Origin of the sequence: Nostoc sp. DedSLP03, assembly GCF_034530815.1 — a bacterium.
Lineage (GTDB): Bacteria > Cyanobacteriota > Cyanobacteriia > Cyanobacteriales > Nostocaceae > Nostoc.
Genome location: NZ_JAVRCK010000009.1, coordinates 90,479 through 105,580 on the forward strand (window position 1 = coordinate 90,479; position 15,102 = coordinate 105,580).

Here is a 15,102-nt window from a genome sequence, read left to right on the forward strand (position 1 = left end):
ATTTCTCCCCTGCCTCACCCTTCAAAAGAGTTTAAACTACGCCAAAATTTAAATAAACGCGATCGCATCTTACTAACATCTTATTAACAATGCAGATTACCCAAAGTCTCCATACAGCGATTCTTGTGACTGACTTAGAACGCTCTGAACATTTTTATGGCAAAGTATTGGGATTATCCAAAATAGATCGTTCTCTAAACTACCCTGGTGCATGGTATCAAGTCGGCGACTATCAAATTCACCTGATAGTTGCAACCACTGTCCCCACGGAAAACCCAAACGAAAAGTGGGGACGTAATCCCCACGTTGCCTTCACAGTAGCTGACTTAGACGCGGCTAAACAGGAATTCCTCAATCATAATTATCCCATTCAAGCTAGCGCTTCCGGTCGCGCTGCCCTGTTCACTCAAGACCCTGATGGGAATATTATCGAGTTGAGTCAGCAGTGAGGGGGAGTGGGGGAGAAATCAATTCAAAATTCAAAATTCAAAATTCAAAATTGAAAATTCAATCCCCATGCCCAATACCCAATACCCAATCCCCAGTCCCCAATCCCTCTTCTATTCTGGTAATTTATATTGCCCAACAATACGCTTGGCAAATTCTGGAACGTGCGCTTCTAATTTCTCTGGATGATTGCGCTTTACATACAAATAATTCCGGGTAAAGTGAGAATCAATGGAAAATCGTGCGTATTCTAGACCCTTGGGGCCGATTTTTTCGATTACCACACCCATCAGTTTTGCTGCCCACATCGGTAGAGTAACGCCTTTATCGTAAGCGGGAATACTTTGTTGTACGGCTTCTTTGCGGTTGCCTTTAGACGTTACTGGTTGGGTATCTAACTGGTCTTTCACTAAATCCAGCATTTCCTTACCTGTGTCATTTCTAACTACAATCCATTGCCAGCCGAAGGGTGCGCCCATGTAACCAACAACTAAGTCAGCTAGGGAGTTGACGTAATCAAAGCAACTCATACAGGATGGGGCAAAGACATCTTTGAGTTGGTTAGTCTTCAAGCCAAAGAAAGGCACTGTTTCTGATGAGCCATCTTCATGTTTGAAGTGAACCCGGAAGTCTTGCATAAATTCGTAATGCACAACTGTATCAGGCGATCTGCTGGTGGTTTCTAAGAATTTTTGCAGTCCGGCGCGGTTAACGTTGTCTACGCAGGGCGTACCCAAAACATACAGCTTTTCTAAACCAAGTTGTTTTTCTACGGCTCGTAATGCCTGAATTTGACAACCAACCCCAATTACCAACAGCCGCTTCATCCCCGATTTTTCCACCTGTTCTAATATGGAAAGGTTCGGGGAAAGTGTTGGTTTATTTACTCGTGCTGCTAGTATTTCTTCTGGAGTCCGGGCGATGACGGGCATGGGTTGAAAGCGGTCTTCTTTGGTGTTTTGCACGCAGACTACACCTTCAACTAAGCCGCGATTCAGCATTTCAATGGCAATGCTGCTCACAATACCCGTCCATTGTGCGCCTTCAATGGGCTGTTGTTTCTTCGCCGCTATCATGTCTTGATGAACACCAAAGTAGAGTTCATCGGGGTTTTCGAGATGGCGCGATCGCGTGTGTGTTTCAAGTTCTAGTTCGCCTATTTGTTGATTAATAAAAGCGCAAGCTTCCTTGACATAGTGAATATAGTATGTATCACATAGCCCGCACTCGCTACAGAGTTCCTTTGCAGGGCGGCGGCTGCTAGGTTTTAAGGCTCTGGCTTTTTTGTGAGGAGAAACTGAGGTCATATAAACTTTTTGTTTTATCCAGGAATCGCTTTTATTACAATACCTTCACTCGCTATGAACTTGACGATAGAGGATGAACAAGAGATTGTAATATTTTGAAACGCAGAGGGACGCAAAGTAAACGCAAAGTAACGCAGAGTTTTGCCTAATTTATTTCGCTACAAATTAATTAATATTGTACTGAGGCTTTGATGAGGAACTATAGAAATGCAATTTTACTCAGCGATGAGTAGAAGAAATAGAATTTGATTTTTGATACACAGATAAAAGCAGACATTCCCAAACTAGTCTCGGTTGAGCGTAAGAAAGTAAGTATTTTCGAGATTCTTCTAGCTGGTTAATGATACTAGGTTGATGCCACTGCTGCCAGTAAGATTGCTGAAGATAATCAATTAACCACAGTTGTGCTTCTGTATCTAAATCCTTATCAATTGTCTTGGCTAATTCTAAGGCGTTACGGTAAGATTTAGGCGCTTTTTTCAAGTCTTCGAGTAACTCAGGGGGAATTGCTTGTAATTGCTTGTAAGATGCGATCGCACTTCCCGCACTCCCATCTGCTATGCTCAATACTGCCTGATTTGACAAAATTTCCTGATGGCCTGTTTGTGTGAGTACAACAGCCAAAGACTGTGCATCTAAACGATAAAAAGGAATGCGTTGACAGCGTGATACCAAAGTCGGCAACACAGATTCAAGTGTCGGTGCAATTAAAATTAATGTCGCCTGTCCCGGTTCTTCTAAGGTTTTAAGTAAAGCATTCGCTGCGGCTTCTGCCATTGTTTGCGCTTCTTCCAGCACCACCACATTTCTCGGTGCTTCCAAGGGCGGACGACCTAAAAACTCGGTAATTTCCCGAATTTGCTCTAGTCTAATTACAGGTGGTGCTTTACGCTTGAGTCCTTTTTCGGCTGCTTCTGCTGCTGTTAATCGTTGTCCCTGGTATTGGTACGTTGGTTCCACCCATAATAAAGCTGGATGGTTCCCCTGACGCAAACGGTTTTGTAAAGATGCAGTAACTCCCATCCCATTAGAAAATAGCAATTCCACAAAGCATCTGGCTGCTAAACTCCTGCCTACACCATCTGGCCCCACAAATAAGTAGGCTGGAGGAACCCGGTTTTGTCTGACAGCCTGAGTGAGTAATTCTATAGCTTGCTGTTGTCCGATAACTGGTGCAAATGGATCGTTAGTCATTAATCGACGTGACAGGACAATCGCTATGGCATAAAGCTGAAATACCTCAGCCTTTGGTGGCAGTTGATTAAACTTCTTGGCAAAAGTCGGGAAAAGGAGGAAAGGTTTGTTATTTTCCCTTTCCCCTTTAACCTTTACCCTTTTCCCCTAAGAGTGCAAAAAGCACAAATGCCAAGAGGTCTATTGATGAGTGCCCAAGTGCTGAGTACGATTCTTACTTTTGTACTCAGCACTGTTTGGGTAAATTAGCAATCAAACCTTAGACGTGAGAAATCTGGATATCTCCGCGTGTGCCAACACAGCACCAGGTTCGCGCTGGAGAGCGTTGTAATACTTTCTCTCGAAGGTATTACCCGTCTCTAACGGTACAATGAGTGTACGGACATCAGCAATCAATTTTTGGAAATCGTCCAGCAATATCGGTTCATCTGCTTGGAGCATTTCATCAACTTGCACAACCATCTCAGAAATGCGATGTAGCCAAGCAAATTGTTCGTGAGCGATGACTAGCTGAAGAAGTTCTCCACTTGATACTCGTCCACTAACCTGTTCGTAGGCAATGCGTTCTGTCTCCAGCAACATCTTGTGAAGGTCGAGTAATTTGTTTCGTAAATCACGCAGATATTGATGCTGACGTATTCTTTCTGTAAGTGTGTTATAAGTCAATGTTACTTATCCTCTCGTTACAATAGTCTTCAATGGCTTAAGTAATTTCTAAGCATTGAGAATTAGGCATTGGGATGGAATTAGGAAAGAGGTAACAGGTGATAGGGAATAATCTATACCCTGTAACCTTTAACTTATTCCTTTCTTTTTCCCCATGCCCTGGTGAATGGAGTTTTTTATCTATTTGGTTTCCTTGCTAAGAAGCATTATAATAAGCATATCTTTTTATAACCGTTATGTCTTATATCTGATTAATCATATATTAGCATAAAATTATAAGAAGTACACAGTGTAGAACCGAGCCAGAAAATATCAATTATGGGAAAACCATCTTCATGTCGCTAGCAAATGTAATTTTAGGTCTTCTTCAGCAGCAAGAAATGACGGGCTACGACCTGAAAACGAGCTGCTTCGATCAATGCATTGCCCATTTATGGCCAGCAGATCAGGCACAAATTTACAGAACTCTCGATAAGCTAGTTGAGCAAGGCTGGATTACCTGTAACATTGAGATTCAACACGATCGCCCCAACCGCAAAGTCTACAGTGTGACGGAGCTAGGGAAAGCGGAATTTAGGCGATGGCTAGGGATTCATCAGCCCTTACCGACTATCAGAGAACCTTTACTCGTCCAGTTGCATTTTGCAGATCAGTTGTCGAATGAAACCATCATTGACCTACTAAAGCAACAATTAGCGGCTCGAAGCAAAAAGCTGGCTGAATGTGAAATCATCGATTTGCCATCAATCGGTGATGAATCTGCCAACCGCAACCAGGTGATGCAAAGGCTGGTGCTGGAGTTGATCATCCGAAGAGAAGAAACTTATATTGATTGGTTAAAAACAGTAATCGAAGTTGTCAGTCGTCAAGAGCCATATCCATTTACCAAAAAAGAATTCAGGAGTCAGGAGGTCACTGAGCAACTTGCCTTGAGCGAAGTCGAAAGGAGTCGAAGTGAGCCAGAATTCTCCAATTGAATTTTGAACGAAAGAGCAGATGAATCGTGGATTATTTGTAGGTTTAGTAACTTTAGATTTGATTTACCTTGCTGACTCTGCCCCTAAGAATAATCAGAAGATTGTTGCTACTGACTATACTGTAGCGGCAGGGGGCCCAGCAACAAACGCGGCTGTAACTTTCAATTATTTAGGAAATCGGGCTACAGTCTTGGGTGTAGTGGGTTCTCACCCAATGACGCAGCTCATTCGGGATGACTTAGCAAATTACAAAGTTGCGATCGCAGACCTTGAGCCTACCACTGATTTAGTACCGCCTGTATCTTCGATTATTGTCACTCAAGCTACAGGTGAACGTGCTGTGGTTTCGATCAATGCTGTCAAAACTCAAGCTAGCAGCGCCTCTATCCCGTCAGATATTTTGCAAAATGTCGATATCGTACTAATTGATGGACATCAGATGGCGGTTGGTAATTCCATAGCTCAAATGGCTAAAGCCAATAATATCCCAGTAACGATCGATGGTGGTAGTTGGAAGCCTGGATTTGAGCAAATTCTACCGTTTGTGGATTACGCTATCTGTTCAGCTAATTTTTATCCCCCCAACTGCCAAACTAGAGAAGACGTATTTAGCTATCTCAGTGGATTTGACATTCCTCATATCGCCATTACCCACGGACAAAAACCAATTGAATACTTGAGTGGCACTAAAACTGGTATCGTAGATGTGCCGCAGATTCAAGCGGTTGATACGTTAGGGGCTGGAGATATTTTCCACGGTGCTTTTTGTCATTACATTTTAAGCCAAAGCTTTACTGATGCACTGGCACTGGCAGCTAATATTGCTGCTGATTCCTGTAAATTTTTTGGTACTCGGCGCTGGATGGATTTAAGATAATTCGTAATGACGCTCCTGCGGACGCTCGAGTACTCGCTACCGCTACGCTAACGCTAACGCTACGCTAACGTAATTCGTAATTCGTAATTTAAGACTTTGAATTACGAATTAGTAATTAGTTAAATTAAGTATCGCTGTGCGCCTCTAATCACGTTATATAGCACAAGCCTTGGTGGTTAGGACATCAACAGATGATAAAACTTAGATACAAAAAGACTTTTCATCCAGTCCCCATTTACCCCTTATCCTCTTCAGGAACCCCACCTTCCCCAGTCCCCAGTACCCAGTCCCCAGTCCCTTACTATATATATTTTTAAAAATGAAAGATTTACAAGAAATATTAGCGATCGCTCGTGAGGTAGGTTGGGGCGCAGCAGATATACTGCGATCGTATTACCACGGTACTGCAAAAAACCCTAATTTAGAAGTCCAATATAAGCAGAATGAGCCTGTCACTGTTGCCGATGTAGCTGTAAGTCAATACATTTTGCAGAGGCTACAAGCAACTTTGGGTAACGAAGATTTTGCTTACATCAGCGAAGAAACTTATCAATCGTCAAGTAGTGGTAGACAGGCTTCTGCCCCTTGGGTATGGATAATTGACCCTTTAGATGGCACGCGAGATTTTATCAAAAAAACTGGCGACTATGCAGTTCACATTGCTTTAGTCAAGGAAACACGCCCAGTGTTGGCAGTGGTGGCAGTACCAGAGGCTCAAAAGTTATATTACGCTACCAAAGGTGGGGGTACATTTGTAGAAACTCGTAACGAATCTGTTCCTTTACAAGTGTCTTCAGGTAAACGAATTGAGGATTTAACCTTAGTCGTTAGTCGCTCTCACCGCAACCAACGATTAGATCATCTACTACAAAATTTACCCTGTCAAAATCAGAAATCTGTGGGTAGTGTAGGCTGCAAAATCGCCACCATTGTTGAGCAACAGGCAGATATTTACATTTCTCTTTCCGGCAAGTCTGCGCCCAAAGACTGGGATATAGCCGCTCCAGAATTGATTTTAACAGAAGCTGGTGGTAAATTTACTCACTTCGATGGCACGCCGTTGCAGTATAACACTGGTGATATCAATCAATGGGGAGGTTTGCTAGCTAGTAATGGTGAATATCACGAACTACTATGTAAAAAAGCAGAAGGTATCTTAGCGCAGTTTGATCATAGCTAACGGGATACTGGATGATAAATATTTTTTAATTTGCTTTAATTTGCTTTTAAGACTTTCAATCGTGGTATGATTAATCTGATTACGAATAATAATCTTTACCTATTAGTCCACAGCTTAATTTTGAAAACACTAAATATCTGGGCGATCGCAAGTTAATTACGATTTCCGATTAAAAGTGTAACTTGATATAGTACAAGCAAAAAAGCCAGTCTTTAGAAAGTCTGCAAACCGTCTTTAAAGGTTTGATTTGTGAATAAAATTCACTATCAGACAATATTCAAAGGCTGAAGGCTGTGCTACACTCATGGACATAAAGATTATTTTCGGTTGAGTAACTCGTTTTGATTTCTAAAAACCGTCTCTCCGAATTTAACTCTCTACACTCCCTGAATTCGGAGATTTCTATGTCAATTTACGTCGGAAACCTGTCCTATCAGGTTACAGAAGATGACCTAAAGCAGGCTTTTGCAGAATACGGAACAGTAAACCGTGTTCAACTCCCCACAGATCGGGAAACAGGCCGGCCGCGTGGGTTCGCTTTTGTGGAAATGGAATCAGACACACAAGAACAAGCTGCCATTGATGCACTTGATGGCGCTGAGTGGATGGGACGTGATTTGAAAGTGAACAAAGCTAAACCTCGTGAGGAAAGAAGCAACTCCTCTCGCGGTAGCTGGGGTGGCGGTAATAATGCCCGCCGCAACAACAATCGCTACTAAGTCGATTCCTGAAAATTTCACATTTAGAGTCTCCAGCAGATAAAGCCAAAGGCTCCATTCTGCTGGAATATTTTATTTGGTATCTAGTCTTGAACTATTCATCCATATTAAGGAGGAATGAGAATGACACAAGTAGTTTTAGGAGAGAATGAAGGTATTGAATCAGCCTTGAGAAGATTTAAACGGGAAGTTTCTAAAGCAGGAATTTTCCAAGATATGAGAAAAAAGCGTCACTTTGAGACGCCGATAGAAAAAGAGAAGCGTAAAGCAATTGCTAGGCACAAACAACGTCGTCAACAACGTTCTCGCTTCAATTAAAAGTCCAAGCAAATTTGCGCTTCGATTTGACATCTAGCCAACATCTCTTCATTGTTGCCATAGCACTGGCAAGCCACAAGTAATTAGCATACATCAATCAATAAACAACATTGTTCGTAGTATCGCAGTATTTACTTTCGGCGCTACTGAATTATACATGTTTTCAATTGCGTGAAGTATGGGCTTACAGCTAGCTATGCGCCCCTAACTAATATCGTGTCCGGTAAAGACTTATCATTAATCCCGCAGTTCTTGCTGGGGGCTTCTTAGCTGGGGGAAAGAGGAATTTTCTTGTTTCTGCATAGATTACGGGAATTATAACTAATTAACCGGACATGATATTACTCATCTTCGCACTCACTACTTTGATCGTAAGCGATTATCCGGACATGATATAACGATTACCTAGCATTTCTCCAGGTTACGGTTATACTGCTATCATTGCTGGCTCTACTGGTCAGCTAAATTTACTGAGTATTATTTTATTCAGTAGAATCAGGGTGGCAAATTAGTACTGACTAAATTGAGACATACTTTAGCTGGAATGTTTCAAGGTATTTTATTGTTTTCTTTTTTCTTTCAGCAATAGATATATTAATTACAACAGGCTAAGAATAATATCAAGTCCGGGTAATTCCAGTTTAATAAGTAATCACGCGGACATGATATAAGGTATGGGAACATCAGGGAGAAACCAATCCCCAATAACTAATATTTGAGGAGATTTAATGTGTCTAGTCGTAAATTATCTTTATTACTGAAAATAATAATTGTTATATTGGTTACTAGTGCTAGTAGTTTAGGTATCAGCTTGCTTTTAACCACAAGCGGATTTGAGCATTTGTTGGGAATTCTCAAGCCAAAAAGCGAGAATGCTAAAGCGAGTCATAACAAGCTGATGAGTGCAGATGCACAGAACATAAATCCAGTCACAGAGCAGATGAATGAAGTGCCAAAGGCATTTCAGGGAGCAATCGTTTATCAAGGGAAACTAAAACCGAATGAGAAAGTTATTGCCCTAACTTTTGATGATGGCCCCAGCCCCAAAAATACAGCACAGATTTTAGAAATCTTGAAGAAAAATGATATAAAAGCCACATTCTTCATGATCGGGGAAATGGTGAAATATTTTCCTCAAGTTGCCAAGCAAGTGGCTGCTGATGGTCACATAATTGGTAATCACACATGGCATCATTGGTATCGCCACATGGACTTAGCTACTGCGGCTAATGAAATCGATCGTACAGCAGAAATCATCTACAAGACTACTGGAGAGAAAACTACTCTATTTCGTCCTCCTGGGGGTTTTCTGAACAATGGGCTAGCCGAATATGCCAAAAACGAGAAATACGCTGTCATGATGTGGTCAGAACAATCGGGAGATGCTGAACGTCGTTCGCCTCAAGTTCCAGGGCTGGTTAAAAATGTGCTGAAATATGCAAAACCTGGTGCAATTGTACTGTTGCACGATGGGGGTGGCAACCGTTCCAAATCTGTCAAAGCTTTACCAGAAATGATCGCAGGTTTAAAGGCCCAAGGCTATAGATTTGTGACAATTCCCCAACTACTGGAAATACAAGCCCAAGAAAAAAGTGTGGAGACAGCAGCATCACCCCTAACAAATCAAGAACATCCAAACTAACAACTTAATCATCAGTGATATCCCAATACAGTTCGGTTAAGGTTTTTTGATGAAAATTATTGCTCGTCAAAGACGCGATAAATCGCCGTCTCTTGCCTTGACCAAACAGTATTGAGTGATATCATGTCCGGGTAATTAGTTAGTTTATTGGCCAGCAATGCGATTGTTTCGGCTGACAATGCCAATACAACAATCTAAAATCGGGTTTCATACTCAACTTGGAGTTGATTTTCATCCCCCACATCAGTTGAGCCTCGCATCAAAATTTCGTCATTGACTCGATAGAGGACATTGAAACGGAAAGATTCATCGCTAGAAAGAGCGCGTGATAAAGAGGCAGAGAAATTTTTATTAATATCAAACACACCTTCCGCTGATAAATTCAGAATTGAAGCTCTTGATGTTTTTGATTCATCATTATTAATCGATGGAGTCGGAAATATCCGAAATTCACTGAAACCAACAGCTTGTCCGATCGCAGTGATAGTTCCTTGTAAACTACCTAAAATGGTAGAACTAGCGAAATTAGTCAGCCCTTGGCCTGCATCTGCTTGACCGAAAGAACCCAGAATTGAGCCACCCAGCAAAGCAACTATTTCTCCCTTACTACGGCTAGGTTCGCTCGTCAGTTCTAGATTCTCACCCAATTTACTAGCTGGGCCGTTCACCCTCGCTTGAACGGTAACGCTACGTAAAGTCCCAAAGTTGTTTACAGAAACATCACTGACTTCAGAAGACAATGGTGATTCCAAAGTTTGAGTGTTCCTTGCTGATGCTTCCGGTACAATTGCCGTCAGTCGGACATCCAAAGTCGGGTCAAGTCCTTGACTTGGAGTAAACCGCGCAGTTTGTTCATAGCCCCGCGCCAAGGTAAACTCAGTAGAAAATAAGCTCAGTCGTCCTCCTGTCAAACGAATGACTCCTTCAGGAAGCGGTTTGGCTAATGTACCATTAATGGTCAAGTCGCCTGTTGCGTCAAACCTCAATAGGGGCTGACTTAATGCCGCTCCTCCTGGTACAAAGCTTAGAAAGGACTGAGTTGTAACCCGAATATCTTTACCTAAAATCAACTTTAAATCTGCAAACGTTACAGGTAAGTTGGGTGGAGTTGCGGTGTTAGTGCTTGCGTCTGTTGTCGCCACTGGCTGAGTGCTTCCATCCACTGTAACCACTGAGTTAGTGCTTCCGTCCACTGTAGCTACTGAGTTAGCGTTATTATCTGCTGTTGGTGTGGCGTTAGGGTTAACTTGTTGTCTATCTAGATTTATGACCTTAGTGTTAGACTCTGCTGTAGCTGCTGATTTTTTTGCAGTAGTAGGCGAGTTGCCAATAATTACCTGACCATCACTCAGTTGAATCTCTCCACCAATTACAGGTTTTAAGGCTGTGCCGCGAATCACGACATCGCCACCAACACCACCTTCATACAGTCCTGCAAGCTTAAAATTGAGTTTGTCTGCAATTGATACCGTCAGGGGATTCGCTGCGGCTTGTTGAGCATCAAAAATTGGCAAGATACCTGATGCAGTTACTTGCCCTTGATTGTAATTACCTTGGATATTTTCAACGCTTACCGTCCTACCATTAAATAGTGCTGTTCCTGTGACATTCGTTAAAGGATCGGATAAGGCTTGAGCGCTAAAAGTAGCATTATTAAATGTGGCGTTGCCGTTAATAATTGGTTCGGTTAAAGTACCTTTAACGTTTAAATCTACTTTTCCTTGACCGTCTACCCAAGCGACTTGATTGTTGGTCAACAGATTTAACAGTGCCAATCCTTCATTTTGCACATTGGCGTCAATGTTAATTTGATTGCTATCAGGTTGCACTTTGGCAAAAGGCAAAGGAGCAGGTACGCTACCTGTAATTGCAACTGGCTGGGTTCCGGTCACGAGTAAAGTACTATCAAAATTCAAGCGAGCTTTGTTGTAATCAAAGTTCACCTGTCCTGTTTGTACGGGTTGTTTGTTAAGAGTCGCATTCGCTAGCGCCACTTTTCCTTGAACTCTGGGGTCTTGCAAACTACCTGCTAAAGTGGCATCAGCATTGACATTACCAGTGATATCTACGGGGTATTTTTCGATAAAAGGCTCTAAAAGTGATAGAGGCAGACTGGCTACATTCAATTTTCCAGATACTTGGTCAGTTCCTAACTGTCCTGAAAACGCCACTAGTCCTCGGTCAATCCCCACACTCAAGGGTGAAAGGGTGACGATACCATCGGCGAAAGTACCTTGAGCAACGACTGGATTGATGGAATAATTACCCCATTTCCATTTAGCACCTTGAAAATTAAAGCCAACATTCAACCCAGATTTTAACGAGCCATTGGCTGTAATTGCTCCGCTTAAAGCACCTGTTAATTCTGCAAGGCTGGGTAAAGATGCGGTTTGTTTTTTCTCTACTTGCTGTTCTTTGGCGATCGCTGTTGTAACATTCGAGAAGTATGCTAACTGTGTTTTCAAATCTGCATTCGGCAAGCTGACAGGCTCAGTTTCCAGTGCTTCGGCACCAGCTAACGTCGGAGGCTGCAAGCCGGTACTAAGGTCTTGAAAGTCGAAGATATTAAACGCTTGTAAAAGTCTCTGGATATTGGCTTGAGCAAAATTAGCTTGGAATTGAAATTGCGGGTCATTCCCTGCTTGCACATTGCCACTGAGAGCAATGTTGCTATCGCCAATCCGCAATAGACCATTAGCCAAGCTAGCTGTACCATCAGCATAATTGATGTTGCCGCGAAATTCATCGGCTGCAACTCTGGCAACACGAGGCCCTGCGATCGCCACATCTCCTGCAATGGCATAATTATTCAGATTGACAACTAAATTACCCGATAATTGCCCGCCCAGTGGTTTCAATTGATTGTTAGGTAAAAAGCCGCCAACCAGAGCGATGGGAAACTGTTGGGCGTTAATTATCAAGTTATCTCCCTCAGTTCTACCCGTAGTAACTGCCTGATCGCGTTTAACTAAAAATGAAGTGGGACGATAATCTGCACCTAAATTAAGGGCAATCCGGTCTTGTTTTCCAGCTAATCGCAGACTTCCTCCTTGTCCCCCTTGAAAATTCACGTTTCCAGTTAAAAGTCGGTCAAACGCCAAGTTACTCACATTGAAATTCCGCAGCCGGATATTGCCATTAGCTTGGGGGACATCTGGAGTTCCTGTAACTTTTCCATTAAAATCTAGTCGCCCTGCTATTGCTACATCCCCAGGAACTTTAAAGCCACTATTTTGTAAGTTGAAATTCTGCGCCAGTACATTTAAATCAAATCCGGCAATTTGGGGTGCGCCAGTTGGGGGAGACTGAATCGCGATCGCACCATTAGCAGTAAATCCTGCGGTACTTGCGTTTTCAACGATAATCTGCTGTCCATTCCACTGAAATCTTGCAGTCAGCGGTTTTGCCAGTTGCGCTACTCCTTGGGGAAGGCTGATTTGTCCGGCAGCGCGAATATCTGCAAGTTGGAAAGATTGGGTTGTGCCTGCTAACTGAATATTGCTATTCAGCCGTCCTCGCAGTTGTGGTGAAAAACGGCTGAGTTGAATTTGAGAAGTTTTGACAGATCCTTGCCAGCGTTGTTGTGCAAGTTGACCTTGAGCTGTGATTGTCCCACCGGCGACGTTCACAACTGCATCGGGAAAGACGATATTCTCTCCTTGTTTGGTAACAACAACTCGTCCGCTAGTGGGATAGGTGGCACTAGGCGCTTGCACCCGCGCGACTGTTTGCAGATTGCTCAAAGTGCCAGAAATATCGGCATTTGCCGAGACATTACCAATGGTAATGGAGGGTGAGGAATTGTAGGCTTTGGCGATCGCATCCCCTGGTATATTTTTTGCTTGCACATTCAACGCCACCCTACCTTGGGGTGCAAGCTGAACTCGTCCGCTAGCTGTAACTTGCCCTCCTACGTCTGGATTGGCTTGAACGCGAGCAACGTTGACATTTAACGGTGTACCCAGAGAACCAGTAATTTTAGCGTTCGCAGATATACCACCAACATTAATCGGAGTTGAAATGCTGTAACCTTGAGCGATCGCATTTCCGGGAATACCTTGAGCTTGAATATCTACGCCTACCTGACCTTGGGGAGCCAGTTGAATTTGACCATTGGCGGTGATTTGTCCTCCGGCTGGCGGCGTTATCTGAACATCGGAAACATCAAGTTTTAAAGGCTGCTTGCGAAGTGAGCCAGAAATTTGGGCTTTTGCGGAAACATTCCCGACTGCGATCGGTAAAGTAACGCCGTAGGTGCGTGCTAATATATCCCCTGATATTCCATCAGCTTGAGCATTAAATATTACCCCATCTTTAGCTCCCAAATTAGCTTGACCGCCGCCGATAATTTCACCGCCAGCTGCGGGGACTATTTTCAGATTAGAGACAGTAAGTTGAGACGCAGTTTTGGATGCATTCAAGCGAAAATCAGTGTTGATGGTATTAAATTGAACGCGGTCGACTTGAATCGGTTTGGTGTTACTTACCGTACCGCTGACTACTGGTTGCTCAAGTGCGCCGCCTACCTGAATTTTTGCTTGAATTTCGCCACTAGCTGGGACTGACGAATTTACTTTCAGGGTATCTAAGATATTTTTCGCACTAACTGGTTTGATCAGAGCAGAGACATTAAAACCTGTTTTAGTATTAATTGTTCCATTAGCCACAATCGGAACTTTGCCAAAGTTCGTACTCAGATTATCTAAAGTAACTGTCTGACCTTGAAATAGAAATTTCCCATTAAAATTAGAAACCGGCTGAGGAATATTTTGAATTTTAGCGGTGACTTGATTAGCTGTAGCTGTTCCCGTAATTGCGATGTCTGACAGCTTGGGTGGAATCTGCACCCCTAAATCAGCATTTAAATACCCTGCTTGCAGAGCGATCGGCAACTGAATTAATCTAGTGATATCGGATGCTTGTAAATTTTGGGCTGAAAGTTGCAGGTTAGTTTGTTGAGCTTTTACTAGGGTTTCGCCAACAATTTTAGCAGTGCCTCCCCTAGTGAATTGAGTATTGAAGTCATAACCGATCCTTTGATTTTGATCGGAAAATCGGGCAATCCCACCAACTCGATCTAATATGACTGAGCCTTTGGGTTTAGTCGGTGCAGTAAATGGCACTAACTCTATATCGCCATCTTGAATTTGAAGTGACTGCAACTCAGTTTGAATAAAACCTTTTCCTTCCCCAGCCTTAACTTGGGCTGTCACCCAACGACCATCTTTATCTTGTTGAATATAGACGTTGGGTTGAACTAAGGTGACATTTAATGCCAGTTTTCGACTAAGAAGAAGTTGCAACGGCGAGAACTGCACATCCAAAGCTTTTGCTACCACCCGGTCTGCATCGCTGGGAGTGGCTGGTATCGATAGAGAGCTAAATCTCAGACTAGAAAGCGAAAAACGTTCAACGTTCCCAACTTTTACTGGACGCCCCAGTAATTGCTCAAGATTTTGCTGTACTAACGGTGCTAAATCTTTGTATACATAGTTTCTAGCCCACCAAGCACCAACTATAATTCCAACTAGTAAAACCCCACCCAAAGCCAAACTGGTACGTCCTAAAAGCAGGAGCCACAGACGACGATTAGATGGTTCCTGATTGTTTTCTGAATTTGGCGATCGCGTCATGATTGTTAGTACTACCAGTAATTTTTCTGGAGTGAGGCTAGAGACAAATTAGTTAGTTGTATCAGCAAGTTACAATTTATGGTTTCACAATATCAGGACTTACGCAAGAACTTTGTGGCAAGCTGCTTGTATTTTCGAGGAG

The 15,102-nt window shown here is 42.8% G+C and carries 10 protein-coding genes and 1 pseudogene; 7 read left to right on the forward strand and 4 right to left on the reverse strand.

Going from position 1 to position 15,102, the window contains the following annotated elements; all coding sequences use genetic code 11:
• Window positions 1-89 precede the first annotated feature (89 nt).
• Window positions 90-449, forward strand: coding sequence for a VOC family protein (locus RM368_RS06620; RefSeq protein ID WP_322693336.1), 360 nt, complete (start codon window positions 90-92; stop codon window positions 447-449).
• A gap of 111 nt (window positions 450-560) precedes the next feature.
• On the opposite strand, the gene RM368_RS06625 is transcribed toward RM368_RS06620, so the two are convergent.
• The 3 genes from RM368_RS06625 to RM368_RS06635 form a co-directional block, all read right to left on the reverse strand.
• Complete coding sequence (locus RM368_RS06625; RefSeq protein WP_322693337.1) at window positions 561-1,754, reverse strand: Coenzyme F420 hydrogenase/dehydrogenase, beta subunit C-terminal domain; 1,194 nt, start codon at window positions 1,752-1,754, stop codon at window positions 561-563.
• 219 nt (window positions 1,755-1,973) lie between these two features.
• Complete coding sequence (locus RM368_RS06630; protein WP_322693338.1) at window positions 1,974-2,948, reverse strand: DNA polymerase III subunit delta'; 975 nt, start codon at window positions 2,946-2,948, stop codon at window positions 1,974-1,976.
• 252 nt (window positions 2,949-3,200) lie between these two features.
• Window positions 3,201-3,614 (reverse strand): hypothetical protein, encoded by a 414-nt coding sequence (locus RM368_RS06635; RefSeq protein WP_322693339.1) that lies wholly within the window; start codon window positions 3,612-3,614, stop codon window positions 3,201-3,203.
• A 335-nt stretch (window positions 3,615-3,949) separates the two neighbouring features.
• Between RM368_RS06635 and RM368_RS06640 the strand changes: the two are divergent.
• The 6 genes and pseudogenes from RM368_RS06640 to RM368_RS06665 all read left to right on the forward strand — a co-directional run.
• Window positions 3,950-4,483, forward strand: a pseudogene (locus tag RM368_RS06640) (PadR family transcriptional regulator); the annotation flags it as partial.
• Window positions 4,484-4,610: 127 nt separating this feature from the next.
• Complete coding sequence (locus RM368_RS06645; protein ID WP_322693340.1) at window positions 4,611-5,468, forward strand: sugar kinase; 858 nt, start codon at window positions 4,611-4,613, stop codon at window positions 5,466-5,468.
• 319 nt (window positions 5,469-5,787) lie between these two features.
• The gene (locus tag RM368_RS06650) at window positions 5,788-6,648 is read left to right on the forward strand and encodes a 3'(2'),5'-bisphosphate nucleotidase CysQ (protein WP_322693341.1); all 861 of its coding nucleotides are present in this window, start codon (window positions 5,788-5,790) and stop codon (window positions 6,646-6,648) included.
• Window positions 6,649-7,052: 404 nt separating this feature from the next.
• The gene (locus tag RM368_RS06655; RefSeq protein WP_292779617.1) at window positions 7,053-7,367 is read left to right on the forward strand and encodes an RNA recognition motif domain-containing protein; all 315 of its coding nucleotides are present in this window, start codon (window positions 7,053-7,055) and stop codon (window positions 7,365-7,367) included.
• A 123-nt stretch (window positions 7,368-7,490) separates the two neighbouring features.
• A complete protein-coding gene (gene rpsU / locus RM368_RS06660; RefSeq protein ID WP_069073011.1) occupies window positions 7,491-7,685 on the forward strand; it encodes a 30S ribosomal protein S21 in 195 nt (64 codons plus the stop codon).
• Between the two features lie 730 nt (window positions 7,686-8,415).
• Window positions 8,416-9,327: a polysaccharide deacetylase family protein gene (locus RM368_RS06665; protein WP_322693342.1), complete on the forward strand. Its 912-nt coding sequence runs from the start codon at window positions 8,416-8,418 to the stop codon at window positions 9,325-9,327.
• Window positions 9,328-9,521: 194 nt separating this feature from the next.
• On the opposite strand, the gene RM368_RS06670 is transcribed toward RM368_RS06665, so the two are convergent.
• The gene (locus tag RM368_RS06670; RefSeq protein WP_322693343.1) at window positions 9,522-14,960 is read right to left on the reverse strand and encodes a translocation/assembly module TamB domain-containing protein; all 5,439 of its coding nucleotides are present in this window, start codon (window positions 14,958-14,960) and stop codon (window positions 9,522-9,524) included.
• Window positions 14,961-15,102 lie beyond the last annotated feature (142 nt).

Excerpts from the sequence above, each read along its gene's own strand:
- RM368_RS06620 (WP_322693336.1), top strand. The coding sequence starts at position 90 with ATGCAGATTACCCAAAGTCTCCATACAGCGATTCTTGTGACTGACTTA.
- RM368_RS06625 (WP_322693337.1), bottom strand. The coding sequence starts at position 1,754 with ATGACCTCAGTTTCTCCTCACAAAAAAGCCAGAGCCTTAAAACCTAGC.
- RM368_RS06630 (WP_322693338.1), bottom strand. The coding sequence starts at position 2,948 with ATGACTAACGATCCATTTGCACCAGTTATCGGACAACAGCAAGCTATA.
- RM368_RS06645 (WP_322693340.1), top strand. The coding sequence starts at position 4,611 with ATGAATCGTGGATTATTTGTAGGTTTAGTAACTTTAGATTTGATTTAC.
- RM368_RS06650 (WP_322693341.1), top strand. The coding sequence starts at position 5,788 with ATGAAAGATTTACAAGAAATATTAGCGATCGCTCGTGAGGTAGGTTGG.
- RM368_RS06655 (WP_292779617.1), top strand. The coding sequence starts at position 7,053 with ATGTCAATTTACGTCGGAAACCTGTCCTATCAGGTTACAGAAGATGAC.
- rpsU (WP_069073011.1), top strand. The coding sequence starts at position 7,491 with ATGACACAAGTAGTTTTAGGAGAGAATGAAGGTATTGAATCAGCCTTG.
- RM368_RS06670 (WP_322693343.1), bottom strand. The coding sequence starts at position 14,960 with ATGACGCGATCGCCAAATTCAGAAAACAATCAGGAACCATCTAATCGT.